Source organism: Pelagibius sp. Alg239-R121, assembly GCF_947331435.1.
Classification (GTDB): Bacteria; Pseudomonadota; Alphaproteobacteria; order Kiloniellales; family Kiloniellaceae; genus Denitrobaculum.
This window is the reverse complement of the sequence record NZ_CAMZOF010000007.1, coordinates 418,109-444,072: the sequence shown is the minus strand read 5'-3', so window position 1 is coordinate 444,072 and position 25,964 is coordinate 418,109. Positions and strand designations below refer to the sequence as shown.

Annotated in this window: 25 protein-coding genes; 15 read left to right on the top strand and 10 right to left on the bottom strand. The window is 55.4% G+C overall.

Annotated features, from left to right (window positions below; translation table 11 throughout):
- Positions 1 to 118 precede the first annotated feature (118 nt).
- Positions 119 to 1,219: an ABC transporter ATP-binding protein gene (locus QMZ18_RS23885; protein WP_282608877.1), complete on the bottom strand. Its 1,101-nt coding sequence runs from the start codon at positions 1,217 to 1,219 to the stop codon at positions 119 to 121.
- Between the two features lie 345 nt (positions 1,220 to 1,564).
- On the opposite strand from QMZ18_RS23885, the gene QMZ18_RS23880 reads away from it, so the two are divergent.
- From QMZ18_RS23880 to QMZ18_RS23870, 3 genes are read left to right on the top strand one after another with little or no spacing between them, the layout of a single operon-like run.
- Complete coding sequence (locus QMZ18_RS23880; RefSeq protein ID WP_282608876.1) at positions 1,565 to 2,443, top strand: carbohydrate ABC transporter permease; 879 nt, start codon at positions 1,565 to 1,567, stop codon at positions 2,441 to 2,443.
- Between the two features lie 4 nt (positions 2,444 to 2,447).
- A complete protein-coding gene (locus QMZ18_RS23875) occupies positions 2,448 to 3,299 on the top strand; it encodes a carbohydrate ABC transporter permease (RefSeq protein ID WP_282608875.1) in 852 nt (283 codons plus the stop codon).
- Positions 3,300 to 3,308: 9 nt separating this feature from the next.
- Positions 3,309 to 5,465, top strand: a complete 2,157-nt coding sequence (locus QMZ18_RS23870; protein WP_282608874.1) for an alpha-galactosidase — start codon at positions 3,309 to 3,311, stop codon at positions 5,463 to 5,465.
- Between the two features lie 10 nt (positions 5,466 to 5,475).
- On the opposite strand, the gene QMZ18_RS23865 is transcribed toward QMZ18_RS23870, so the two are convergent.
- Complete coding sequence (locus tag QMZ18_RS23865) at positions 5,476 to 6,384, bottom strand: aldose 1-epimerase (RefSeq protein WP_282608873.1); 909 nt, start codon at positions 6,382 to 6,384, stop codon at positions 5,476 to 5,478.
- An 87-nt stretch (positions 6,385 to 6,471) separates the two neighbouring features.
- Between QMZ18_RS23865 and QMZ18_RS23860 the strand changes: the two genes are divergently transcribed.
- The 7 genes from QMZ18_RS23860 (at position 6,472) to QMZ18_RS23830 (ending at position 13,778) form a co-directional block, all read left to right on the top strand.
- Positions 6,472 to 7,248 (top strand): DeoR/GlpR family DNA-binding transcription regulator, encoded by a 777-nt coding sequence (locus QMZ18_RS23860; RefSeq protein WP_282608872.1) that lies wholly within the window; start codon positions 6,472 to 6,474, stop codon positions 7,246 to 7,248.
- A 60-nt stretch (positions 7,249 to 7,308) separates the two neighbouring features.
- Positions 7,309 to 9,264, top strand: a complete 1,956-nt coding sequence (locus tag QMZ18_RS23855; protein WP_282608871.1) for a beta-galactosidase — start codon at positions 7,309 to 7,311, stop codon at positions 9,262 to 9,264.
- Positions 9,265 to 9,327: 63 nt separating this feature from the next.
- Positions 9,328 to 10,467, top strand: coding sequence for a galactokinase (galK, locus tag QMZ18_RS23850; RefSeq protein WP_282608870.1), 1,140 nt, complete (start codon positions 9,328 to 9,330; stop codon positions 10,465 to 10,467).
- A 196-nt stretch (positions 10,468 to 10,663) separates the two neighbouring features.
- Entirely contained in the window at positions 10,664 to 11,893 is a 1,230-nt protein-coding gene (locus tag QMZ18_RS23845) for an ABC transporter substrate-binding protein (RefSeq protein WP_282608869.1), read from the top strand.
- Positions 11,894 to 11,938: 45 nt separating this feature from the next.
- Positions 11,939 to 12,184, top strand: a complete 246-nt coding sequence (locus tag QMZ18_RS23840) for a hypothetical protein (protein WP_282608868.1) — start codon at positions 11,939 to 11,941, stop codon at positions 12,182 to 12,184.
- A gap of 9 nt (positions 12,185 to 12,193) precedes the next feature.
- Complete coding sequence (locus QMZ18_RS23835) at positions 12,194 to 12,766, top strand: tautomerase family protein (RefSeq protein WP_282608867.1); 573 nt, start codon at positions 12,194 to 12,196, stop codon at positions 12,764 to 12,766.
- A 388-nt stretch (positions 12,767 to 13,154) separates the two neighbouring features.
- A complete protein-coding gene (locus QMZ18_RS23830) occupies positions 13,155 to 13,778 on the top strand; it encodes a hypothetical protein (RefSeq protein WP_282608866.1) in 624 nt (207 codons plus the stop codon).
- Positions 13,779 to 13,895: 117 nt separating this feature from the next.
- Here QMZ18_RS23830 and QMZ18_RS23825 read toward each other — a convergent pair whose 3' ends face one another.
- Positions 13,896 to 14,978: a class I SAM-dependent methyltransferase gene (locus QMZ18_RS23825; protein ID WP_282608945.1), complete on the bottom strand. Its 1,083-nt coding sequence runs from the start codon at positions 14,976 to 14,978 to the stop codon at positions 13,896 to 13,898.
- 138 nt (positions 14,979 to 15,116) lie between these two features.
- Here QMZ18_RS23825 and QMZ18_RS23820 point away from each other — a divergent pair, with 138 nt between their 5' ends.
- Entirely contained in the window at positions 15,117 to 16,190 is a 1,074-nt protein-coding gene (locus QMZ18_RS23820) for a GlxA family transcriptional regulator (protein WP_282608865.1), read from the top strand.
- 417 nt (positions 16,191 to 16,607) lie between these two features.
- Here QMZ18_RS23820 and QMZ18_RS23815 read toward each other — a convergent pair whose 3' ends face one another.
- Complete coding sequence (locus tag QMZ18_RS23815; protein ID WP_282608864.1) at positions 16,608 to 18,140, bottom strand: PAS domain-containing sensor histidine kinase; 1,533 nt, start codon at positions 18,138 to 18,140, stop codon at positions 16,608 to 16,610.
- A gap of 124 nt (positions 18,141 to 18,264) precedes the next feature.
- Here QMZ18_RS23815 and QMZ18_RS23810 point away from each other — a divergent pair, with 124 nt between their 5' ends.
- A complete protein-coding gene (locus QMZ18_RS23810; RefSeq protein WP_282608863.1) occupies positions 18,265 to 18,516 on the top strand; it encodes a hypothetical protein in 252 nt (83 codons plus the stop codon).
- Between the two features lie 134 nt (positions 18,517 to 18,650).
- On the opposite strand, the gene QMZ18_RS23805 is transcribed toward QMZ18_RS23810, so the two are convergent.
- Positions 18,651 to 18,785: a hypothetical protein gene (locus QMZ18_RS23805; protein ID WP_282608862.1), complete on the bottom strand. Its 135-nt coding sequence runs from the start codon at positions 18,783 to 18,785 to the stop codon at positions 18,651 to 18,653.
- 212 nt (positions 18,786 to 18,997) lie between these two features.
- On the opposite strand from QMZ18_RS23805, the gene QMZ18_RS23800 reads away from it, so the two are divergent.
- Positions 18,998 to 20,140, top strand: coding sequence for a HEAT repeat domain-containing protein (locus tag QMZ18_RS23800; RefSeq protein ID WP_282608861.1), 1,143 nt, complete (start codon positions 18,998 to 19,000; stop codon positions 20,138 to 20,140).
- Between the two features lie 94 nt (positions 20,141 to 20,234).
- Here QMZ18_RS23800 and QMZ18_RS23795 read toward each other — a convergent pair whose 3' ends face one another.
- Entirely contained in the window at positions 20,235 to 21,281 is a 1,047-nt protein-coding gene (locus QMZ18_RS23795) for a histone deacetylase family protein (RefSeq protein WP_282608860.1), read from the bottom strand.
- A 200-nt stretch (positions 21,282 to 21,481) separates the two neighbouring features.
- Positions 21,482 to 22,378 (bottom strand): LysR family transcriptional regulator, encoded by an 897-nt coding sequence (locus QMZ18_RS23790; protein WP_282608859.1) that lies wholly within the window; start codon positions 22,376 to 22,378, stop codon positions 21,482 to 21,484.
- 156 nt (positions 22,379 to 22,534) lie between these two features.
- On the opposite strand from QMZ18_RS23790, the gene QMZ18_RS23785 reads away from it, so the two are divergent.
- Both QMZ18_RS23785 and QMZ18_RS23780 read left to right on the top strand, forming a co-directional pair.
- On the top strand, positions 22,535 to 23,386 hold the full coding sequence (locus QMZ18_RS23785; protein ID WP_282608858.1) for a hypothetical protein: 852 nt from the start codon (positions 22,535 to 22,537) through the stop codon (positions 23,384 to 23,386).
- Positions 23,387 to 23,418: 32 nt separating this feature from the next.
- Positions 23,419 to 23,967: a cysteine hydrolase family protein gene (locus QMZ18_RS23780; RefSeq protein WP_282608857.1), complete on the top strand. Its 549-nt coding sequence runs from the start codon at positions 23,419 to 23,421 to the stop codon at positions 23,965 to 23,967.
- 73 nt (positions 23,968 to 24,040) lie between these two features.
- On the opposite strand, the gene QMZ18_RS23775 is transcribed toward QMZ18_RS23780, so the two are convergent.
- The 3 genes from QMZ18_RS23775 to QMZ18_RS23765 all read right to left on the bottom strand — a co-directional run bounded on the left by QMZ18_RS23775 (position 24,041) and on the right by QMZ18_RS23765 (position 25,956).
- Positions 24,041 to 24,604, bottom strand: coding sequence for an ankyrin repeat domain-containing protein (locus QMZ18_RS23775; protein ID WP_282608856.1), 564 nt, complete (start codon positions 24,602 to 24,604; stop codon positions 24,041 to 24,043).
- Positions 24,605 to 24,798: 194 nt separating this feature from the next.
- Entirely contained in the window at positions 24,799 to 25,191 is a 393-nt protein-coding gene (locus QMZ18_RS23770) for a GFA family protein (RefSeq protein WP_282608855.1), read from the bottom strand.
- Between the two features lie 189 nt (positions 25,192 to 25,380).
- Positions 25,381 to 25,956: a DUF2269 family protein gene (locus QMZ18_RS23765; protein ID WP_282608854.1), complete on the bottom strand. Its 576-nt coding sequence runs from the start codon at positions 25,954 to 25,956 to the stop codon at positions 25,381 to 25,383.
- Positions 25,957 to 25,964: the final 8 nt, after the last annotated feature.

Genomic DNA, 25,964 nt, shown 5'->3' with positions numbered 1-25,964 from the left:
GAGAGACTTTATACCTGAAGGCGCGAGATGGCTACGCTTCCCGCACAGCGGAAAGAAGAGCGGAATAAAGCCATCGGGTTTCCGATTTCAGCGGTTCACTGCCAAAGAACGGCTCACTCTATTCAGCCCATTGAAGGCGTTTGAAGGCCTTACCTTCATCGTCAAAGAGGTGGCAGTAGCTGGGCGGCAGCGCCAAAGAGAGAGCTTCGCCGGGTTTTGCACGGTTTGAGCCGGAAGCCTCGACAACCATCGGCTCTCCGCCACCTGCACGTCCGTAGAGAAAGGACGTGCCGCCAAGATGCTCGGCTACTTCAACGTTGAACTCCATGCGCGGATTGCCATCGGCCTGTTCGGAAAAGTGTTCTGGGCGAATTCCCAGTTTGACCTTCTGCCCGATTTCAGCGCCATTCATCGCAACCGGCAAATCCGCCTTGTCGCCACCTGGAAGTGCAACGGTTACGGCGGCTTCATTCTTGGCAACGATTTCACTCGCAACGAAGTTCATTTTCGGCGACCCGATAAAACCGGCCACGAACTCGTTGCAGGGGTGATGATAGAGCTCCAGCGGCGCCCCGACCTGCTCGACATACCCACCGCGCAGCACGACAATCTTGTCCGCCATGGTCATCGCCTCGACCTGATCATGGGTCACGTAGATCATGGTGGCGTCCAGCTGCTGATGAAGTTTTGCGATCTCGACACGCATCTGAACCCGCAGTTCGGCATCCAAGTTTGAAAGCGGTTCATCAAACAAAAAGACTTTTGGATTGCGCACAATCGCCCGGCCGATGGCCACACGCTGACGCTGTCCCCCTGACAAAGCCTTTGGCCGCCGCTCCAACAGCGGATCCAGCTGAAGAATGCGCGACGCCTCGCCTACCTTCTCGTCGATTTCAGCTTTCGGTCGGTTCGACATGCGCAGACCGAAGCCCATGTTCTCGGCCACTGTCATATGGGGATAAAGCGCGTAGGACTGAAACACCATTGCGATGCCGCGGTCCACAGCCTCGACATTGGTGACGTCGTTGTCGTCGATGAAAATCTGGCCTTCGGTAATATCTTCCAGCCCGGCAACCAGGCGCAGGAGAGTCGATTTGCCGCAGCCCGACGGTCCGACAAAGACGACGAACTCCCGATGCTTCAATTCCAGATCGACACCGTGGATAATCTCCACATCGCCAAAGCGCTTGACGACAGATTTCAGTCGTACGTCGGCCATTCGTCCAACCCTCCCTAGGGACCAACAGGGTCTTGTCGTATTCTTATTATTGGCTGCATGGCGCGCTCAGTCGAGCCCGCCGCAGTCTCCAGACAGTCTGATCAGAGCTTTTGCCTTCGTCAAGCAACCTCTTTCTTTTTTTTTCGATTCCTTTCTTTCCGTTTGACAAGATCAGAGCTCTGGCGAAATACTCAACGCTATCGGTTTTAAAGGCCGTTTGTTGCAATCGAACCAGGTGAATGAAAGACCCTCTCTAAAATTTCACCTGGAATGCACGGCAAATCGGCTCTCTATCGAAATTAAAAGAAAGTCGACCGTCAGGGCATCACAAAAGGGGAAAGGTTCATGTCGCAATACTGGCGCAAGAACCAAGTCAAGATCGCGCCGTGGCTGTTTCTCGCACCGGCCTTTCTGGTGTTCGCCCTCTATGTTCTGAATCCGATCGCGCAAAGCGTTTGGATCAGCTTTCATGAATGGGATGGTCTCGGCGAAAAAACCTTCATTGGATTAGCCAACTACGAGGAGCTGTTCGAAGACGAGCAGTTCTGGATCTCGCTTGAGAACAACGTCTACTGGCTGGTGCTCTACATGCTGGCGCCACCGATCGGCCTGGCCATTGCTCTCTTCCTGAACCAGAACGTTCCGGGAATCCGGCTGGTCAAGTCGCTGTTCTTTTTCCCCTTCGTCATCTCCCAGGTCGTGGTAGGCCTGATCTTCGCGTGGTTCTACGATCCCCACAACGGCTTGCTGACACTTCTACTGGGCAGCATCGGTATCGAACCGATCGCGATCCTTTCCGATGAAGACCTTGTGACTTACGGCATTATTGCCGCCGGCCTCTGGCCGCAAGTCGCCTACTGCATGATCCTTTATCTCACCGGGCTTAACTCCCTGAGCCCGGACCAGATCGAGGCTGCGCGCCTCGACGGTGCGAAAGGTCTTCGTATGCTCTGGCACGTCATCCTGCCACAGCTGATGCCGGCCACTTTCATTGCCATCGTCGTCACCGTCATCGGGGCTCTGCGCAGTTTCGATCTGGTCGCCATCATGACCGACGGCGGTCCTTACGGCAGTTCCAGCGTGCTGGCCTACTTCATGTACGAGCAGTCCATGTTCAATTACCGCATGGGTTACGGTGCCGCGATTGCGACCGTCCTGTTTCTGATCATGGACATCTATATCGCCTTCTTCCTGTGGCGCATGATTCGCGCTGAGCGGAGCTGAAGCTATGTTTCCAAGACCAATTGAAAAAGCCCCCCGCTCCAGGCAGATCGCTTACAAGACACTGTTGCCAATCGCGCTTATTGCCTGGCTGTTGCCGCTGGTTGCCGTGATGATGACCTCGGCACGTTCGATTGACGACCTCAACAAAGGCAACTACTGGGGCTTGCCCGAAAAGTGGATGCTGATCGAAAATTATGCCGAGATCTTCCGGGTAACGCCGATGGCGACCTACATGTTGAACTCTGTGATCATCACGCTGCCGACGGTGATCGTATCGGTCGCCTTCGCGACCATGGCAGGGTTTGCACTGGCAAAGTACAACATCCGTTTCCGGATCCTGCTGTTCGCGATTTTTGTCGGCGGAAACTTCATTCCCTTCCAGATCTTGATGATTCCGGTTCGCACCTTGACCATAGATCTCGGTTTCTACGATACGCCCTGGGCCTTGATTGTATTTCACACCGCGTTCCAGACCGGTTTCTGCACGCTCTTCATGCGGAACTTCATCGCCGCCCTGCCCAACGAACTGATCGAGGCGGCGCGGGTCGAGGGTGTCAGCGAATGGAAGATCTTCCGGCACATCATCGTGCCCCTGGTCCGCCCTGCCCTTGCGGCACTCTCGGTCTTGATCTTCACCTTCGTGTGGAACGACTACTTCTGGTCCCTGGTTCTGGTTCAGAGTGACGAAGTCCGGCCGATTACCGCCGGCCTTAACGCACTCAAAGGCCAGTGGCTCGCATCCTGGCAACTGATATCCGCCGGCTCCATCATTGCGGCCCTGCCCCCGGTTGCCCTGTTTTTCCTTATGCAGCGCCACTTCATTGCGGGCCTTACGCTCGGGGCGACCAAAGGGTAAAATCGATAAATGACGAGTAGCTATCGACGGCTGGACTCCAGCTGCAGCACGGTCTTGCTCGAGGTTCCGGGGCAAGAACCGCCGAGCGGATTGCCGCGTATTCTCTACTGGGGCGCCAGTCTGGCCGAAAACGAGCAGCCGGAGAATCTGGCGCGCGCACTGAACCGGCCCGCGTTACAGGGCGGACTGGATGACGCGGTACCGCTGACGCTGAGCCCGTCGCTCGCCAACGGGTTTCCCGGCCAACCAGCGTTGATCGGTCACAGAAAAGGCCGCGACGCACTGCCCGGCTTCCATGAGGTAGACCTCATCGAGACCGGCAACAGCTGGAAGATCGAGGCGAAGGATGCGAAGGCCGGCTTGTCACTCGACATCGTCATTTCGCTGACGGGCGACAGCAACGTACTGACAATGACTACACGCCTCTCCAACATCGGCGCGACGGATTACGATCTGCAGTGGTGCGCTGCTGCGACCCTGCCCGTTCCCGCCAGCTACCAGGAAATTCTTAGCTTCAACGGCCGCTGGTGCGGAGAGTTTCAGACCGCGCGGCGCAAGGTACCTATGGGTACGCTAATGCGCGAGAACCGGCGCGGCCGGACCTCTCACGACAGCTTTCCGGCCATGATCCTGGGTACCGAAGGTTTCGACGAGGTCTGTGGTGCGGTGTTGGGTGCCCACCTAGCCTGGAGCGGCAATCACCGCGTCCTGCATGAACGCTTGCCGGACGGCACGCGTCAGCTGCAGATGGGCGAGCTCTTGCTTCCCGGTGAAGTCATATTGGCCCCAGGCGAGACCTACAGTTCACCCGAAGTCTGTTTCAGCTTCAGCGAGGAAGGCCTGGGAGGTCTTTCCCACAATTTTCACAGTTTTCTGCGGTCCGAGGTTCTGCCCGAGCAAACGCGCAGCCCAAGACCGGTGACCCTCAACACCTGGGAAGCCGTCTACTTCGACCACGCGCCCGAAAAACTTGCCCGCCTTGCAGACCTGGCAGCACAGGTCGGTGTGGAACGCTTCGTGCTCGACGACGGCTGGTTCAAGGATCGCAATAGCGAACGCACGGCACTTGGCGACTGGGTTCTCGACGAACAAAAGTACCCGCAAGGTCTGGACCCCCTGATCGCGCAGGTGGAAGGTTTGGGTATGGAGTTCGGGCTCTGGGTCGAACCTGAAATGGTCAGCCCGGACAGTGATCTCTTCCGGGCACACCCGGACTGGATTCTCCATCTGGAAGCTCTTCAGGAGCCGACAGGCCGTTACCAGCATGTCCTCAATCTCACCAAACCGGAAGCTGCGAACTACCTGTTCGATAGCCTCGATACACTATTGAAGAGGTATCCTATCCGTTATCTCAAGTGGGACATGAACCGGGATCTCAGCCACCAAGCAGATGGACGCAGTTTCGTCACCGGACAACAGACCAAAGCGCTCTATGCATTAATCGACCGCCTGCGCGCCCGTCACCCGCTTGTCGAAATCGAAAGCTGTGCTTCGGGTGGCGGACGTGCCGATTTCGGCATCCTACGCAGGACCCACCGAATCTGGGCATCTGATTCCAACGACGCCCATGACCGACAGTCCATTCAGCAGGGCTTCAGCCTGTTCTTTCCGCCCGAAATCATGGGCGCCCACATCGGTCCCATGCATTGCCATACTACGGGACGCCGACTCGACCTCGATTTCCGGGCCATCACAGCCTTTTTCGGTCATTTCGGCCTGGAAGCCGATCTCACCCAGTTGACGGCAGACGAGCTCGATAAAGTGGCCAACTATATCGCGCTGCATAAAGACTGCCGGCCGATTCTGCATGGCGGCAAGGTTCTCCGGCAGGTGTTGGAAGGTGGCCGCGTGCTAGTCTTCGGCGCGATTTCCAATGACCGCACGGAAGCTATGGTCAGTTACGCTGTCCTGGAACAGACCCGCGACGGCCTCACTGCGCCACTACGTCTCACGGGCCTAAGGTCGGGTGCCACCTATCGGGTTCGCGCCATTAATCGTCCGCGCGATCCAGGGCGCAGGATGAAAAACATGCCCGATGCACTCTTCAATGGCGAGTTGCTGATGTCCGGCAGCGCGCTTGCCTCCGCTGGATTACAGATCCCCGTTCTCGACCCCGATACGGCCCTGTTGCTGCAAGTCTCAATAGCTGCCACAAAGAAGCAATAAAGACAAACCGTTAGGGCTCGACCTTAAATGGCTGAAACAGCACAGAAGCCGCAAGAGTTTCAGAGGGTGCGAGATGGACAAGTCCCGTTTCCCCCCAATCGCTCCCCTCAAGGTTCACGGCATTGATACAATGACTGACGGGTTCCACGCAGAAGAAATCTTCTCCTGGGGGCGTAAAGACCACAAGATGCTTCAGTTCGCGGCTTGCAGTTATCCGCAGGCCGCACGCCTCTTCAGGCCATAGAATTTCGGCACACCCGTCCCATCCGCCGAAACACAGATCAAGGTCTTCAGGCAAATTCCCTCCCTCTCGCAGAGGACCGATCGCGTCATGAACGCAACTCTGCCCAACCGGCAAGAGGGTCTCGTCACTCAGATGGGCAGCGGCAACCGTCGCCAGAACGCAGACTTCTCCATTTAAGGGAAAATGCGGGTGTAATCCGAAACCAGCAGGCATAGCCATATCGCTGAGGTTGGACAGGGTCATTTCGACCTTCAGCCCCTTTTCATCAAGCGAGAAACGCTGACTTGCCTCATAGCTCCAAGGCCAGCTGTCAGCGGTATGCCGATACCGCAACGTAATCGCTGCGGCGGAATGCTCACTCACCTGCCAGACAGCCCGCCAGCCATGGCCGTGAATAGCATGAGGCGGCAACAGAGGATCCGGTGGCAATACGACATCCTGCCCGCCATAGGTAAAGCGCCCGTAGGCTATCCGGTTTGAAAAGGGCACAAGAGGATAGCAGGCGGCGGCGAAGGCACTCTCGCGCCGCAGTGCGTCAAGCGAAACCTCACGCATCCAGTGCCTGACCTTGCCACCTTCTTGAGAGAGGAAACCGGTCATCACGCCGCCGGCTTCCGGTGCCAAGCGAACCTGGCACCCACCGAACTGTATGACTTCTATTTGCGGGTCATCCATAACGGCACTCTCCAAAAGGCTTCATCTTTTCTTTCTATCACTGTAGTTTGGCTTAGCAACGCAAGAAAAGGAAAGAGAACGAAGATTATGCTCCCGTCACTTGATGCCCAGCTCAGGCATGAGCATATCCGTTCGCGGCTCTTAAAGGACGGCAACGTCCGGGTCACCGAATTGGCCGACGACCTAAGTGTGTCGGTGGTAACCATTAGAGCTGATTTGGGTTATCTGGAAGAACGAAGCGAATTGAGACGTAATCGCGGCGGTGCTGTTCAGATGCCACCGAACCGTTACGAACAGGCGGTGGAGGTCACCAGCCTCGCCTGCCACGACGAAAAAGAAAGAATTGCGAAACGGGCAGTGCGGCTGATCGAAGACAACGACACCGTCATTATCGATGTCGGCAGTACGTTGACAGCCCTCGCCAAGGCGTTCTCGCCGGATCTGCGCAACGTTGTGGTCATCACCAATGCTCTGAACATTGCCATGATTCTGGAGACCCATCCAGGTGTGACGGTTATCGTAACCGGAGGAACACTAAGGCCGCTGCAGCATTCTCTCGTGAATCCTCTAGGTGGCGGACTGCTCTCGCACATCAACGCTGACAAGGCTTTTATCGGCTGTAACGGCGTTCACCCGGAAAAAGGGTTCACCAACTCCAATCTTCAGGAAGCAGAAATCAAGCAGGCCATGCTGGCCGCGAGCACCCGGGTCTACTTCCTGGCCGACCACACAAAACTCAACGCGGTCTCGACGGCGGCCATTGCCCCCTTGAGCTGCGCCGAGATGCTAATCACTGACAACGCTGCGGCCCGGGAACACATAAAGCTTTTGAAAAGCAACGGCCTTGCCGTAGACGTCGCCTGACAGCAGGTACATAAAATCAACCTATTCAACCAAGTTATCTCGTGATCGAAAGTATCCGTCGTGGCGAAACTGGGCGTCTGCTACTACCCTGAACATTGGCCACAAAACCGCTGGCGCGAGGATGCCGCGGCTATGGTCGATCTTGGCCTCAGTATCGTTCGCATCGGCGAATTCGCCTGGTCACGACTTGAACCCAGCGCAGGCAACTATCACTGGGATTGGCTGGATAGCGCAGTCACCACCTTGGGCGAAGCAGGCTTGCAGGTTGTACTGGGAACGCCAACGGCAACGCCGCCGCACTGGCTGGTCAAGCAGCACCCGGAAATCCTGGCAGTGGACGCGGACGGGCAGCCGCGCAAGTTCGGCTCGCGTCGTCACTATTGCTTTTCCAGCCAAGTGTATCGCGATCTTGCCTGTAGTTTTGTCGAGCGCATGGCGCAGCGCTACGGTGAAAATCCGCATGTCGCCGCGTGGCAGATCGACAACGAATACGGCTGCCACGACACGACACTCAGTTATTCTCCGGCAGCGGCGGCGGCCTTTAGACTTTGGCTGGCCAAACATTACGGGACGATTGAGAAGCTGAATCAAGCCTGGGGAACGGTTTTCTGGAGCCAGGAATACGGTGAATTCGGCGACATCGATCCGCCCAACCTGACGGTGACGGAAGCGAACCCGTCACACCAACTGGACTATCGGCGCTTTTCCTCGGATCAGGTCGTCGCCTTCAACTACGCCCAGGCGCAAATCTTGAAGCGCCTTTCACCAGGGCGAGACCTGATACACAACTTCATGGGCTTCGAAACCAGCTTCGATCACTTCGATGTCTCCGCCGATCTGGACGTCGCGAGTTGGGACAGTTATCCGCTCGGGTTCTTGGATCGAAGCTGGTTCGATCATGAAGCCAAAACACGCTATCAACGCCAGGGTCATCCGGATTTCGCCGCCTTTCATCACGACCTCTACAATGCCTGCGGGCAAGGCCGCTTCTGGGTCATGGAGCAGCAACCGGGACCAGTCAACTGGGCGCCTCATAACCCCGCCCCGCTGGATGGGATGCTGCGCCTTTGGGCCTGGGAGTGTTTTGCCCACGGCGGCGAAGTTTCCTCCTTCTTTCGTTGGCGGCAGGCTCCTTTTGCGCAGGAACAAATGCACGCCGGCCTCTTAAGGCCGGATGGCAAACAGGATGTCGGCGCCGCCGAAGTGGCTCAGGTTGCAGCGGAACTCGCCAGTGTCGAGCTTTCGGACCCTGTGCAGAGCGATATCGCCTTGATGCTCGACTACGACGCGATCTGGAACCTCGAGATCCAGCCGCAAGGTCGCGAGTTTTCTGCGCTGCGCTGGCTTTTCGAAATCTATCAGTCCCTGCGCGAACGTGGTCTTAACGTTGATATCGTTCCGCCAACGCATCCTCTGGCAGGTTACAAGGCGCTAATCCTTCCCTGCCAACCCTTTGTAAGCGAAGAACTCGCCCAGCACCTAAGTGCTTTTCCGGGAAAAGTTCTGATTGGTCCACGCAGCGGCAGCAAGACTCAAGACTTCGCAATCCCTGCAAAGTTGGCCCCCGGCCCCCTGCGCGACCTTCTCGGCATCACGGTGGTTCGAGTCGAATCCCTCGCGCCCGAAAACCTAGAGCCTGTGCAGCTAGGTAACGGGCTCTTTGAAGCCGCACTCTGGCGAGAGGAACTCGAAACTGAAAATCGGGTTCTGGCAAGCTTCGCCGGTGATTTTCGTCCTGGCGCCCCAGCACTGGTGGAACGGGGGAACTTCCGCTACCTCGCCTGCTTGGCGACAAAGCCGCTTCTCGATAAACTCACCTCCGACTTTTGCAATTGGTCGGGGATCGAGATGGCTTCCCCCCTTGGCGATGTCAGGTTGCGCAGGCGTGGCGAACTTCAGTTTGCGTTTAACTACGGGAGCGCTCCAGCCGACTCACCAGCGCCGGCAGATGCTGAATTCGTCTTGGGAAGCCGTAGGCTTTCGACCGCTGGTGTTGCCGCCTGGATCGTCCGCTGAGCGCTGAAACACTGGCTCGATTTGCACCGGGCCAACGCATAGGACGTTAGAGGGCTAGAGAACATGACAGTCCCCAGCGGCGCGACCGGATCTGACTATTACGCCCAAGTCTTTTCGGACTCCCCGACCGTCGTCGCCAGTGCCCTGTCCAGGGTCGATATTATTGGCGGACACACCGACTACAATCAGGGTTTCGTTCTTGCAGCGCCCATGCCCCTGGCCACTACCGTCGAACTGTCGGCCGTTCAGGACGACGTCGAACGCAGCAACGGAAGGATCCGGATCGAAGGGTTTTCGACAATGACCGGGGACCGGGTCGCCCGTAGTGTCCCGTCCAGCCCAGACCTTTCCAGTCACGACCGCCGAGGTGATTGGCTGGACTACGTGGTTGGTGCTGTTAGAGAACTGCAGACAGCGGGCGCAACGGTCACGTCATTCCGGCTCGCGGTTTCCGGCAATGTTCCGATTGGCGCCGGACTGGCCAGTTCCGCCTCTTTATCCGTCGCATTGCTTCGTGGGCTGGGCCAACTCTTCAGCCATATGCTTGAAGGCGAAATCCTCGCCAAGACCGCACAGCGGATTGAACGCATCCATGTCGGCGTCAACTGCGGCATCATGGACCCGCTGATCCTGGCCGACGGTTCATTGGAAAACGCTCTCTATATCGACACCCTGAGTCTGGAGCGCCATGCCGTCCGCCTTGACCCCGACTATAGTCTGGAGGTGATTGACTCCGGGGAACGCCGGCGCCTTGCCGAAGTCGGCTATAACCTGCGGCGCGATGAATGCCAGCGTGCCGCGCGGGCACTTGGCGTCAATAGCCTGCGCGAACTCAAGGGCGACGAACAGGATCTGAGCGACCTTCCGCCCCCGCTCGACCGAAGGGTGCGGCACATCCTCAATGAAAATCTCAGAGTTCAGCAGGCACGCAGAGCCCTCGAAGCCGGAAACTACCAGATGCTTGGGCGCCTCATGCACGACTCACATCTTTCGCTGCGCGACCATTACGAGGTTTCGGTTCCCGCATTGGACCGTCTGGTCGATGAATGTCTCTCCAGCGGCGCACTTGGCGCAAGGTTGGCGGGGGCAGGTTTTGGCGGTTGCGTTGTGGCGCTGGTCGAAAGGTCTGAAAGAGGCGCCTGGTGCGCCCGAATCGCCAGCCTGAACGCCAAGGCGCACATTTTCGATTCCTGTTCAAATTAACCCCTTTCGAAAGAAAGGATAATCATTGACAACAAATCGAAACCTCCGGACAATCTCTGAAATTCGGACGTAATACTGCGGTTCTACAACCACACAAAGGCGTTCGATTTCTGGGGAGGTACGGGTCAGGACGGCGAGAGATCGTTCAATTCGATCAAAAGAGCCTTCGATGGCCGAACAAGGGAGAAATACCACCATGTCCTTTTTCCGCAGCCTAATGAGTGGAATTGCAGTTTCTGCAATGATGTCGGCTTCGGCACTTGCCGGAACGCTGGTCATCAACTCGGATCAGGCCGACCCGGCCCCGAAACGCGCTTTCGAGGAAGTGATCGAGCAATTCAAGAAAGACAATCCTGATATCGAGATTCAATTCAATACTTTCGAAAAAGAAGGTTACAAAACCGCCATCCGCAACTGGCTGACCAGCGAGCCACCGGATGTGGTTTTCTGGTATGCCGGAAACCGCATGAAGACCTTTGTCGATCGCGGACTGCTCGAAGATGTCAGCGACCTTTGGTCAGAGCACGGACTGCATGAAAAGCTGTCGCCTGCACGCAGTTCTATGACCATCGACGAAAAACAGTGGGGTATCCCCTACACCTACTATCAGTGGGGCGTTTACTACCGAAAAGACGTCTTCGAAAAAGCGGGCCTGAAAGAACCCAAAACCTGGGACGAGTTTCTAGCAGTTTGCGCCAAACTCAAGGCGGATGGGATCGCGCCCATCGCGATCGGGACCAAATACCTCTGGACCGCCGCCGGTTGGTTCGACTACCTGAACATGCGAGTCAACGGCCTCGATTTCCATATCGAGCTGATGGATGGCAAAGTTCCCTACACCGATCCGCGGGTTCGCGAAGTCTTCGACGTCTGGAAACAGCTTGTCGAGCCCGGTTATTACCTGGAAAACCACGCGTCCTATTCATGGCAGGAAGCACAGCCGTTTCTCTACAACGGTAAGGCGGCCATGTACTTGATCGGCAACTTCATTACGCCGAACTTTCCGGACGAGATCAGGGATCAAATGGGGTTCTTCCAGTTCCCAATCATTAAGGAAGGCGTTGGGATCGGCGAAGACGCACCAACCGACACGGTGCATATTCCCGCGAAGGCAAAAAACAAGGAAGACGCCCGTAAATTTCTGGCTTACCTGTCGGAAAAAGACGTTCAGCAAAAGATCAACGAAACCATTCTCCAGCTTCCGGTCAATGTCGACGCCAAAGCCAAGGATGATCCTTTTCTGAACATCGGCGCCGAAATGCTCTCGACAGCCGGCACCGCCCAGTTCTACGACCGCGATACTACGCCGGAGATGGCAAAGGTTGGGATGAAAGGCTTCCAGGAGTTCATGGTCAAACCTGATCGTGTAGACAAGATCCTTAAGCGCATCGAAAAAGCACGGAAACGGATTTTTAAGGTCAAGTGACGTTTCGCAGGAGCACTTACGCGCCGGGACTTTTCCCAAGCGTAAATGTTGGCTAGTTTTAGGGCGGCGGGAATTCCAGCCGCCCTATTTTTTTCTTGCCATCCCGTACGCTTGTTCAGCAGCGTAGATCACATAGACGCCTATCTCTCCGGTCTGATTGAACATGTTCCTGTTGTGCCCATAGATCTGATCCGCACCGCCACACCTGCGGGTATTGACTATGTAGTATCGGTAAGCCTACGTGAAGGTCATGTCAGCCTGACCGGTGGTGTCGTTCTAACTTCTGCCTGAGAGATATTCATGCCTGTTATCACCGTCACATTGATCGAAGGTTATGATGAAGCGACCCGCGAGCGCCTCGCTAAAGGGCTCACCCAGGTCGCACAGACAGTCATCGGCGCGCCCCTGGACGGCGTTACGGTCGCACTGCACGAATTGAAACCGGCAAACTACATGCGCGGCGGACGCCAGCGCACTCCGGGCAAAGCCCCGACGCCGCCGAGCACCATCGTCCAGTCGTATCTTACTGCGATGGAAGCACGGGATCTGAAAGCAGCAAGTCAGTGGCTCGCCAAAGACGCCTGCCTGACTTTCCCCGGCGGCAAGACTTTTACCACTCTGGATACGATGATTGCATGGGCGCAAACCCGCTACCGGCATATCGCAAAAAGCTATGAGCGTTTCGACGAAGCCGGCACAGAAGACGGGGCTGTCGTGATTTGCCAAGGGACGCTTCATGGAGAATGGCTGAACGGGGTCGGCTTTGACGGCATACGCTTCGTTGACTGGTTCCTGATTCGTGACGAAATGATCATGGAGCAGAAGGTATGGAATGATCTAGCTGAGACGATACTCAATCCAGCAAAAGGATAGTCCACTTGGAGCAGTTAGAGTGCTCAGAACGGCTGCCCTGATCCGTTTGTCGTGACCGTAACATTGCGACCTGTACGTCGCGCCCCCCTCTGATTATGCCTCTGTATGGCGCGAACTCTCTTCATCAAGTAGAGGGTGACGCACCTTTGAATGGACACAAAATGTAACAATTCGACACTAGCACTAAGTCAAATTTATCCAAATAGTCGAAGCAACATCCAGAAAAACACACCAAAAAGAAGCATTTAACATGTAGATTTATTGGTTCGGTTTTTTGACATATTCATTAACGATCATCATATGATTAAATTGTGACTGAGAAAATTATGCCTATATGAAAGGAAAACACGGTCTTTTATTTTCAAATATTGGTTTGATGAAATGAGCAATGATTGACAATGTAAACTCCTCGATGGATCGCGCGAAATCGGCAGGCTTCGTTTTCGGGAAAAATCGATCTGTCGAGGCTGAGACATGGGCCGGAACCGCAACGGCCTGGTGTCTCCTCTCTGAATCCTATGAGCGCCCCCCCGATGGGGATGGTCCGCTGTTACGGCCACAATTTCTCAAAATGCATGAATATCTGCAAAGCGTGGCTCCGGCCGGCAGCCTCCCCGGACGGCAGCACATCGATCCGCTGGATTTTCACGATGTCCTGACCTTCATAAACTTGGTCGATGTCGAACGGGACCGAGGCTATCCGAGGTTCCGGTTTCGCCTTGTCGGCACGACACAAACCATAATGGCCAAACGCGACATCTGCGGTCTCTATGTCGAAGACGCTGTACTTCCACACTTCGCGGGACGGATCATCGGTAACCTCAACAGGGTCGTGGACAGTGCATCGCCGCTTTACGATCGCTTTTCCATGCCTCACCCCAACAGAGAATTCATAGATTCTGAGCGTGTTTACTTTCCGCTCGCAGGCGATGGAGCTCTTGTAGACATGATCCTGATTTTGAACGGCTATTACGGCGTCAGTGGTCTCGACCCATTCGACAAGAAAAAGTGACCTCCCAAGGACTGGTTCTTATTGAGCAGGTGTGAACGGTCAGAACCGTTTCCGTCAAAAACCGATCACACACCAGGCCTGGTTTGGGAACTAAATTCACCGACAGAAGAATTTCCGCTAACCGTTTTTCCGCGAGACAAACCAGACATTCATGGGATCATGGGGCAGAACATGCCGCTCGGGTTCGGAAAAGCCTGCGATCTTAAGCATCTCTTCTGCGGTTTCCCAACCCCACATAGTTCCTAATCCCTGCCCCCCTTGCCCGATCGAAACCGGCATGCAGTGCATGCAGGAGATCATGTAGAGGAACGAAGCCATAGGGAAATCCATGTTCTTTTCCAAATGCGCCGAGCCGCCAATGTCCTGCATCAGATAAACACCATCCTGCCGCAATGACTTGTACAGACCGGTTAAGAGCGACTGGGGATCCTTCTGGTCATGCACGGCATCGAAGGAGGTCACAAAGTCAAAACTATTCGGGCTGTCAAAATCCGTCAGGTCCCTGACTTCGAAGGTCGTGTTATGCAAGCCGGCCGCGCTTGCCGACCGCTTCGCCGACTCGATGGCATCTTTGGAAAGATCGTAGCCAGTGAAATGGCTGGCGGAATAGCGCGCCGCCAGCGCCACCAGCGCCCGGCCCGACCCACAGCCTGCATCCAAAACATCGATCCCCTGCTCCAGGCGATCTTGCAGCTCGGGGACCAGCGGCAGAATGATATCAAACAGCTGCGCGACCACCGTCTGTGCTGAATCCTCAGCCATCATGTGATGGAAACAGGGGTAGTCTCCGTATTGCGTTCCTTCGCCGGTTTCGAAACAGGAGAGAATTCTGTCCTCGACCCCACCCACCAAAGGGATCGCCAAGGCCGCGACAGAAAAATTACCGAGCGGCGCACCGCGCGTCAGACAAGCGGCATGTTCAGGCGGAAAGTGGTAACTCCCGGTTTCAGGGTCATAATTGACGATGCCGCCAGTGACCATCACTGCGAGCCACTCACGGACGTAACGTTCGGTGAGTTGTGCCGCCTCAGCGATCTGTCCGGAACGGCTCGGTTTCAAGCCGGCCATAACGTCGAACAAACCGGTTCTGTGGCCGACGGATATCATGATGGCAACAGCCGCCGCGTCTATGGTCTCGGCGACTGTTGCCGAAAAGGCTTCGGCCGTGTTCTCGTCAAAGGGCGGCAGAGCCGCAGACATATCATTCACTTTGCATCTCCAATTACTCTTGAATCAGGCCAAAGGCTGCGTTGCCTATATGCAGCCCCTCGATTGAAGCGAACTTGCGCCAAACAGATCAAAAGCGTAAGAGGTGGAAAGGTCAAAAAAGAGGCTTTTATGCCAACATCAATCAATGCGACCACCTCTGATACGCGTCCTCTCCGCATCGGCCTGCTTGCCCTTCCGGAGAGTTCGGCATCTGTTCTTTACGGCCTTTACGACGTACTCCGCTCGGTGGGAGACCTCTGGTCAGAACTGACCGGTGACCCGCCTGCGAAGAACGGATTCGAGGTCAGCATACTGTCACCTTCCAAAGAGGGCTTTCACTGTTGGGGCGGCGTACCGGTCTCGCCACACACGAATTTGGGTGAGGCGGGCACCTGCGATATCGTCATCGTCTCCGACCTGGCCATTTCCGTCGAGTTGGATCCACGCGGCAGGTGGCCTGAAATCACTGAATGGCTCTGTACTCAACAAAAGGATGGCGCCCTGATTTGCGCTGTGTGCACGGGAAGCGTCCTACTTGCGGAGAGCGGTCTGCTCGATGGCAGGGAAGCCACGACCCATTGGGCCATTCAAACGCTGTTTGCCAGCCACTATCCAAGTGTCAAGCTACGAATGGAGCAGGTTTTGGTGACCGACGGCCCCGATCACCAGATCATCACCGCCGGCGGTGCAAGTTCCTGGGAAGATCTCGCGCTGTACCTTATCAACCGCTTTCTCGGGAGAGCTGAGACGATCAGGACTGCCAAGATTTTCCTTCTGGGGGATCGGAGCGACGGGCAATTGCCCTATGCCGCCATTTCAAAGCCTAAGCCTCACAGTGATGCCGCGATCTCCGAGTGCCAGACTTGGATCGCCGACCACTATCCCAACCCAAAGCCGGTCGCTCATATGGCAGAACGCGCCAATATGACAGAGCGAACCTTCAAGCGCCGCTTCAGAGCCGCCACTGGTTATACGCCAGTTACCTACGTCCAAACCTTACGTGTGGAGGAAGCCAAACAGCTTTTGGAGACCACGGCCGCACCGAGCGATGAGATTGCAGCCAGCGTCGGTTATGAAGATCCAGCTTTCTTTCGCCGTTTGTTTAAGCGGCAAACAGGTCTCACACCAGGCCGCTATCGCCAGCGGTTTCAATCTCTTGGCCGATCCCCCACCGAGAGGTCGCAAGATAATCCGAATGTCTGAAAGTCTGAATTGAATAACCTACCTTCAGTTCACGGCGCAAAGGTCTGTTATTAAAAATTAATTACACGTGACGCAAAGGCGCCATCGGCCAATTTCTGTTGAGAGGGTCCAGCTTGATCTAGCGGGCGCGAAGCGCTTTGGCTATGATGCAGCATGGCATTCCTTCTTCGACATATTGTGCGTTACGCAGCACAAAAAATCGCTTCGGACCCTCAGGCTAGGGAAAAAGCAGCCAGGGCGGCGCGAGTCGTGGTTAACGAAGCTAAGCAGATTGCGCGCGAGGAAGATCGCGCGGAGGCTGCCGGGCGAGCCTTCAGACGGGCGCTCAACAAGCTGCAAGGCGACGACCGTTAAGCGGCCGAGCAGATCTAAATTTATCGAGAAGCTGCCGCCCACGACCAAGATGAAGCTCCAACGTCAGGCGACGACGGTGCGCTCCAACGGGAATTGCAGAGTGACCGTGGTACCCGCCCCCACTTCGCTCTCGATGCTCAAGGTCCCGCCGTGTAATTCAGTTAACATCTTGCTGAGGGACAATCCGAGGCCAGTGCCTGCATGGGCCTGATGCGCGCCTGAACGAACCTGCCCAAAAGGTTCCAGAACCTTCGGAATATCCTCAGCAGCGATGCCGCAACCACGGTCCGCAACTTCCAGAACAACCCGTCCCCCCTCATCCAGCGTTACCGAGACCTCAATAGCCTTTTCGGCGGGCGTAAACTTGGTTGCGTTGGACAGCAGATTGAGAATGACCTGCTTAACAATCCGTTCGTCACCGTTGAACTGGCGTACATTTGCCACAGCTTTGAAGTCAATCCGGTCTTCGGGCTCACCGGCCTGTCCCGTGACCATCTCGATACAAGACGCAATGGCGTCCAGGAGGTCAAAGGTCGTCTCTTCCAGCGTGATCTCGCCTGATTCGACTTTGGAGATATCCAGAATGTCGGTTATCAGATCGAGCAGATGCTGACCTGAATGGTTCACGTTCACTGCATAGTCGAGATATTTGGCATCACCGAGAGGACCGAAGACCTGTTCCTTCATAACCTGGGTGAATCCCAATATGGAATTGAGTGGCGTCCGCAGCTCATGACTCATGTGGGCCAGAAACTCCGATTTGGCGCGATTAGCCGTCAGCGCTTCATCCTTGGCCGCCGAAATCGCAGCTTCCGCTCGTTTGAGTTCGGTAATATCGCTCTGGATGCTAACGATGCCGCCCCTGTCGGTCTTACGGTCGCTCAGCAGCAATATCCGTCCGTCCTTCAATTTGACCACAAAGGATTCAGGCGGCCCTGCCAACATGTCTTCGCGGCGATTGACATAATCCTGCGCCAGCTCCTCCTCAACGATGACCGCGTTGCGTTCGATATCGAGAAGACCGAGATCACGCCGATGGGCACCTGGCACGGCTTCGTCGTCGCTGTAGCCGTAGAACTCCTTAAACTTGGAATTGCAGATGATCAGGCGGCCGTCCGGGTCGTAAAGAACAAACCCCTCGTTAATGGATTCAAGAGCGTCAATCAACAGAGCCCTGGAGGTCCGCACGGCCTGTTCCGCACTGCTGTCGTTTGTCACTTCGTATGCGGTGAAAAGGAGCAAGTCTTCGTCGCGGACACGAAGCAGGCGAAGCGTCGCGGTACAGTCGTGCAACCGGCCGTCTTTCCCGCGCAGTGCCGTATCAAAGTTCTCGACAACCTTCTCGTCTTTCAGTTGACGCATGACCTTAGTGCGGACAGCCGGTTCAACCCAAACCGCGAGCTCCTCTGCGGTCTTCCCGACAACCTCATCGAGCTCGAACCCAAGCACCTCCAGCCAAACTGCGTTGACCGCCAGGCAGCGACCGTCATCAAGTGTACTGACCGACATAAGGTCACGGCCGGCATCAAAGACGGCCCGGAAAAGTTCTGTAGAATCCAACAGAGAGTCTGTAGCTAAAGTTTTCAAAAAGTTCATTAAAACCAATCCAACATCACGCAAAGCTATCGAAGGAATCCGGTCTGCGACGATAGCCTTGGACTGACGCCAAAAAACCGCAGACACACTCCAGATAGTTCAGAACTTCAACAAACAGGATTGCATGTTTTGGGCAGGTATTCCATCGCCGCGCGCCTTCAAAGGTTATCGCAGCCAAGGTGCCTTGGTCTCTACGGCACGTCATTCCCGCAAATCGGTAGCACTGACTTTGTTTTTTCAATCTTTAGTCCATCTCATTGATTTTTTCTCACGCGTGTTCGAAACCCGTCAAAGCGTTGACGGCAATTATACCGATTTCCGAGGCGGCATAACCGTCTTCCATGATGAAAAAGTACAGGCACCCCCGATAGCTTGATGGCCGTGTCGATCAGCGCACCATGTTCGGCGAAGCCGTCACTTCCCAGCTGAAAAGCTTATGTGATTTTGCTCGAAGACTGTGACGCTCAGAGCGATCACTAGCAGGCCGAGTTGGGAACCGACAAAACCGCATCAGGGCACCAACGAGCGCATCACGCCGGCGGGATAGCCGGTGCCCGGCAACAGGCGAAAGTTGAGATTGAAGCCCTTGCCCGCATCCTCGCTAAATTCGCAGGTATGACTGAGGCGGACGTCAAGGACCTTCATGGGGATGGCCGTAAAGCGAGACGTGGCGGGGCGAGGCGTTCATGCATCGCCGACTTTTGCGGATTGTACAGCTTCTTCAAACCTCAGTAGGTTTGAATGTGCGAGCAGTTCATGCCAGTTGTGTCGTATGCACGGAAGCATAATTGAATGATGCCCGCCAATGTATTACACCAAGCGTCAAATAATAAATTTGGATTGAAGGATTATGTTTTGTGAAAAAAGCAGCATTAATATTGATCTCTTCTTTGGTTGCCGCATGTGGGCCTGAAAAAAATTTAGCGCCGCACCAGGCGCCTATCCAATCCAGCACCGAAACAGCCGCCAAATCAGACAAGAACGCCGATCTTCGTTGGCAGGAACATAAGTGGAAGTCTGCAAAAAACCGCTTTCTGGAAAAACGGCTCCGCGACCACGGTTCGCTTATAGCATTTATTCGGGATTACCCCGACAGCAAGCATGTTCCGGATGCACGGGCGCTGCTGGAAAGCTCAAAGATCAAATATCCTGCAACGCTTCCACCCAATCAACCAGGCTGCCTAGCGCAAATTCAGCGCTACGCGGAAAATCATGTAAAAAAAACTAACGACTATAGAACGAAACGCCATCAGGAGAATGGCGCCGAACTCTTACAATACGACTTCAACATGCCGGAAAATCCATTTTCGAGTTCATCGACAATGGAGCTTCTTCCGCGAAACAGCGTTGCTTCCGAGGTCAAGACAGAAGATCGGTTACATTTTGACCTGATCGGGCGCTTCAACTACGACCAATCTGGCAATTTCGAGAAATCCTGTAGTCTCACCTATAGATTCAGCGGCTATGGACAGGGGCTCCCCCAATGCACCTGCGATCTCGCTTATGCCGTGACTGAAAAGAGCAAACTCCTGAGTAAGCTCGGCAGCCAGCACAAAACACTCAGAGACAACACGGTACGTGAACTCATCGATACGAACGCATCCGATTCGAATCTGGTATTGGCCGAAATCTTAAGAGAGGGTCATGGCTTCCAGGTTTCTCATGGCGCTGCGAAAGTTCTGTCCGAAGTCAAGGACACCGCCACGGCCGAACTCTTGATTGATACGCTGAGATCCGGGGCGACGAACGATAAATCACAAGCGGCGATGGTTTTAGGCGCATTGCAGGACAGGCGTGCCGTCGAACCAATGCTTTCGATCCTTGCGGAGAAGGACGACAGCATGCTGCACAACGGCCTGAAAATGTCGGTCAACAGAGCATTAGCCAAGATAAAGGACCCAAGGGCGCTTCCTGTGCTGCAAGAACTGGCCGATAACCACGATAATCAAGAGGTTCGCTCCACTGCAGCCTTCGCTATCAAGGCCATTAATGAAGGTTGAGCGACAGTCTGGATCGGGGCGCGCAAAGAGAGCCCGATCAATCTGGGGTGCAATCGGAAGAGATCGATAGAGGCAACACGTGCGGTGCTTGCTTCTACACGCCCCCGAAACCGCTCAACACGTTCACCGTATTGACCCCGATTTCTGAGACAGCGTAACCGCCCTCCATGACGAAAAGCACGGGCATGCCGCCCCCCTTCGCGGCGGCACCGATGCGCGCGCCGTAGTCGGCAAAGTTGTCGCTCTTCAGCTTGAAGAAGCTGATGGGATCCTCCTCGAAGGTATCCACACCCAGGGAGACCACCAGCAGGCCCGGTCTGAAGGCGAGAATGCGCTCCAGGGCTTCATCGAGGGCGTCGCGCCAGCGGAGATAGTCAGTGCCCGGCGGCAAGGGAAAGTTGAGATTGAAGCCCTCGCCAGCTCCCTCACCAAATTCGTCAGCATGGCCGAGGAAGTGGGGAAAGGCCTCCATGGGATCGCCGTGCAACGAGGCGAAGAAAACATCGTCACGGCGATAGAAGATGTTCTGCGTACCGTTGCCGTGGTGAAAATCGACATCCAGTACTGCAACCCGCCCAATGCCATTATCCCGTGCGAACTGAGCCGCGATCGCTGCGTTGTTCAGGAAGCAGTAGCCGCCGTACTGGTCCGTGGCGGCATGGTGCCCCGGCGGTCGGCTGAGTGCGAAGGCCGACGTCCCCTGCCCTTCGAGGAGATGTTGCGCTGCCGTCAGCACCACGTCGGCGCCAGCCCGCACCGCCTCCCAGGTCCCCTCCGAAATCGAGGTTTCGGCGGCCAGCGCGTAATAGCCCAACTTGCCGTCGATGTGATTGGGAATCCGCCTGCCTGCCATGGTTCGGGTGGGCCAAATGTTCGGGAGCGCTTCACCTTCCCCACCGGCCGCCACCCAGTCGTTCCAGCAGTTCTCCAGGAAACGGACAAAGTCGGAATCATGCACCTTAAGCACCGGCGCCAGCCCGAAATCCTTCGGCGCTACCACCTCACCCAACCCTTCCTGCCGAACCCGAGCGAGCACGATCTCCGCGCGCTCCGGACATTCGAACGGCCGCACGAAGGTGCCGCCATGGAGCTCAGTCTGGGCGTCGCGCAAGCGGTGTTTCTCGGAATAGACGGTGAGCATAAAAGGGCCTTGAGAGTTGGTTGAAACGTTGGCGGAAAACACGCGCAGGCGTGGGGACTCTTTATCGCTTGATTCGCGGAGGATGGTCCAGAGTCTCTGGAGATTACGATATCTATCCTGTTAAGGCCGGTCTCCAGACATCTCAAGCAGTAAAAACTTCATCGTGCGTGTGCTGTTAGTACGAAAGCCCGAAGCTGACGCTACTGCGGATTTGCGTGAAACAGTACTCGCAGCCAGTCTTTAAAGACTTCCGCTGCAGGATGAATTTTTTTCGCGCCCCCCCTTTCCACGAGATAATGCGATTGTCCCAGGGGGATGCGGTCTCCCACAAGCGCGACCGGCCGACCGGCTTCAATGGCGTTCATCGCAAAGCGTTCAATCACTACCGCAGAGCCAAGATCCGCTGCAACCAGTTCACATGCGGCGACCGAAGTATCCACCATCAGACGCGTTGCGTTGACGTCATGCTGTAAACCGAAGGCTGCCATGTAGCGCGACCAATGATCGTCGAATCCCAGAATGTGTATTGGGTTTGTCTTTGACAGATCTTCGACAGATTGGATCGCTTTGGCAGCGCTCACACTGCAAATCGGCACCAGGTATTCATCCGATAGCTTTTCCGACACCCCAGCGGCGCGGTTGTCCGGTGCCAGGGTGATGTCCACATCCACGTTCTGCGTATCCGGACTGTCCGCCCAAATTGAGGTCACAAGCTTGATTCCGATGTTCGGATGCCGTTGCCGAAAGTCGCCCAGTCTGGGCGCGAGCCACATGACCGCGGCCATCGAGGCGCGGACGATAACTGTGCTTTTCAGATCGGGACCAAAGAGCCCGTTGGTGGAAAGGGTCAGCGCTTCGAGGGCGTCCCGGACCGACGGCAGATAGGCTTTACCAATCTCAGTAAGCTGAAGGCTCTTGGCACGGCGAATAAAGAGATCGTGCCCAAGCTGTGTCTCCAGCGCCTTAATATGGAGGCTGACGGCAGTTTGAGTGAGGCCCAGCTCTCTGCTGGCAGCCGTGAAGCCTGAGAGGCGGGCAACCGCCTCAAAACTCCGCAGCCAGTTGAGATTGAGGTGATGCTTTAGCTTTGTATCCATAAATTTAATTGGTTCATGAAGCCATTTTATCTCATTTTTCTTTTGCAACATGAAATGACACAGTCAGCTGGAACTTGTCAATCGAGGCGGTGGCGTAAAGCGGCGCGGCGTGCAGGCAAGAGACTTCTAGAACGGTGGATTGTTGGAGGCATTCTGATGGCGGCGTCTTTAACTGGTGATCGAGACATGCTTCTGAAACTGATCGACCTGGAGCGCTATCCGCTCGACGACATGGAGCGCGGGAAAGGTGCAGAATTTTTGCTTGAGTGCCAAAAGCACATGCGCGAGCAAGGCTGGTGCAATTTCGACAGCTTTATCCGGCCCGATGCTCTCGAGTCGCTGACGGCGGAAGCAAACAATCTGCTACCAACTGCTGAAGCACTGACGATCAAGCGCACGATCTATCAAGGCGACATCGACCCTTCCCTACCTGAAGACGATCCAAGACGCCGCGAATACATCCATCGTGCGCTTCAACTGGCGAATGACCAGATTCCGGCCGGCAGCCTGATCCAACAGCTCTACCGGTCCGAACTGCTCACCGATTTCATTCGTCGCGTGCAGGGTAAGGCGACTCTTTTCCGCTACGCCGATGACTTCCAGGCCTTAAACATCGTCGCACTGCAACCGGGTAGCTGGCATGCCTGGCACTACGACGTCAACGAATGCACAGTCACTCTTCTGCTGCAGGCGGCGGAACAGGGCGGCGAATTCACGTTCATTGCGAACTCCCGCACAAAGAGCGAGGAAAACCGCGAAGTGGTCGATCGCTTTCTGTCGGGTGACATGACACAAGCACAGAGCTTTCCACGTGGGGCCGGCACCTTGACCCTATTCCGCGGCGGGTATTCTCTGCACGGCGTCACCGAAGTTGGCGGCAACCAGCCACGCGTGACCGCGATCCTGACCTATGACGAAAAACCTGGATGCGTTGCCAGCGATGAGATCAACGTCCGAATTTACGGCCCAAGAGTCGAAAAGATTCTGGCCGAAAAAAGATCACACTAGAACTTACTTGGCAGTTGAATGGAGATAAAAGGATGAAAACCGCATTACTGGTCATCGACGTACAGATGGCCTTCGTGCATGACGACGCAGAAGGGACAGCACGCTCCTGCCGGGAAGCGGAAGAGAACGTGGCGGTGCTGCTGGCGGCCTTTCGACAGCGTGGCGATAAGGTGGTTCATATTCACCACCACGCCCTTGATCCGAACGATCCCTTTAACGCGGACGCACCAGGATCGGCCGTGCAACCTTTTGCCGAACCGGCCGAGGGCGAAGCGGTAGTCGTCAAACACGTCAGCAGCGGATTTGTCGGTACTTCGCTGGAGTCCGATCTGCGCGAAGCGGGAATAGAGCGCCTGGTCCTCTGTGGCGCGACGGCAAATCACTGCGTAGAGTCCACCACTCGCTCTGCAGGGAACCTTGGCTTTGATACCTACTATGCGTCAGATGCGGTTTGGGCCTACGGCGCGACCGGGCCGGACGGCGTAAGGCATGAAGCTGAACAGGTGCATTCAATGACCCTGAGTAATCTGGAAGGCGAGTTCGCGACCGTATTGCCGGCCGCTCAGATACTGGCACTTTAATACAGATACTGGCGCTTCAATTTAACCCTCTTGTTGCTTGAGTTAAGAGGCGCGTTTTCAAGCTTAGCAGGAGTCAATTCTCCTGTGCCGATGCCCCAGCGTCGATCAGGAGATTCACTAAAACTTCGTCTCCAGTTTCGCGGGCATGAGACAGCGCAGATTGGTTCCTGTTGTCCTTCGCATTTGGGTTTGCGCCCGCCGATAAAAGTGCGCGGACCATCTGTTCACCGTCAGCTCTGATAAGATGCGCTAGTAACGGTGTAAACCCCACCTCATCTTTCAGTTCAAGATTTGCTCCGGCGTCGAGAACAGGCTGCAAAAACTCTGAATCGATCAAGATATGAAGAAGTGCACTACCATCATCGTTTTGGGCATTGATGTTTGCGCCATATTGCAGAAGAAGCGTTAGAATTTGGTCGAAATTATTGTAATCCAAAACATGTATGGCTTGAAATTCGAATCTGTCCTTTGCAGTTGCAAAGCCGGGATCTGCCTTCAGCATTCGCTCAACATTCGAGCTATCACCCAACTGAACATATTTAAAAAACTGTTCTATATTATCGGGCGTTATCGGAGTTTGCGCCGCTGACCCATTACACAATCCGAAAATAGAAAGAATAGTAAGTAATCGACGCAAAGCGCTTCCTTGAAAATAACAGCCTTATGTTCAGCCGAACACCAGAACAATAACCAAACCCGCATTAACCGCAAGTGCCCAAGGCTAGACAAAGCTCGAATGTGGACAGTCCCACCATCACCATCCTCCCCCTCAGACCGTCCTGGGCCTCCATTGCCTCAAGGAGATGGGAAACCTCTGTGGATGGTGGCACCCTACTCCTCTGAGCGACCCGTGGCTTCACGATCGCGCTCGTATCGACTCTTGAGCGGAAACGGCGGTAGCCAGGACTCACGACGGATGATCCAGCTCTCGTAGGTTGGCATCAGTTGGTCAGGAGCATCCAGCGACCCTAGGTTCACTTCGATTTCGTCTGCCGAGCGTGCGAAAATGGACGAGCCGCAATGGGGACAGAAAAACCGCCCGGCGTAGTCGCGAGTTTCGCCGTCGATCGTCACTGCGTCCTCAGGGAATATCGCGGAAGCGTGAAAAAGGGCTCCTTGATGCTTGCGGCAGTCGAGACAGTGACAAAGCCCGACCCGGTATGGGGATCCTGACGCCACAATTCGTACTTTTCCGCAGAGGCAACTGCCCGTGTATCGGTCCATGCTGCATTTCCTGTAAAATCAAACAGTCGGAATGTTTACAACGAACCCCGTCGGGCTGCCATAAAGATGCGTCAGCTTTTCGGTTGTAACCTTTACAGCAACGAGAAAATATTTCTTCGACTGCGCCAACCGCTGGCTCAGTGCTTTGTACGCCTACCAAACTCCATCGGTCTGGCGCAGCTATTGAGATCACGATGCATTTCGGCGCGCCAGACGCGGCACAAGGATTGTTAGCCCCCCCGCAACAGACACGCCGATCACAAAGGCAGTGAGGACATGAGCCCAGCTGTCGGGTCTTACAGTGCCGCAGTAAACGATCACCGTGAACAAGGGAACATCGAGAAAGTGGACGATCTGATTGAGCAGGCTTCGGGCGTCATCTCGGATATCGTCAGTGAGCGCCGCGCCGTTTTCAAGCGCATCGCGTGAATGACGCAAGGTCCTGCGGAACTGGAGGCGTGTTATTGTATTGCCTTCGATAAACTCGAACAGAAACAAAGCCCACATACCGACAACCCACGGCTCCTCGAAAAAACCCAGCCCAAGCTCTAAAATGAGGAAGAAGCCCGTTACGCCTACCAGCAGGGCGCCGGGCACGGCAATGGAGTCGTAAAAGATCGCCGTATAGCGCGCAGCTTCGGCAAATGCCTTCATATCGTTGGTTCGGTAAGCCTGATACTCAGAAACGAAGACAGCCAGCAGCCCTCCGCCCAGCAGAATGAAACCGATGATATGTCCGAATTTAAGAAGCGTGTAGGTGTCCATTGGGATCT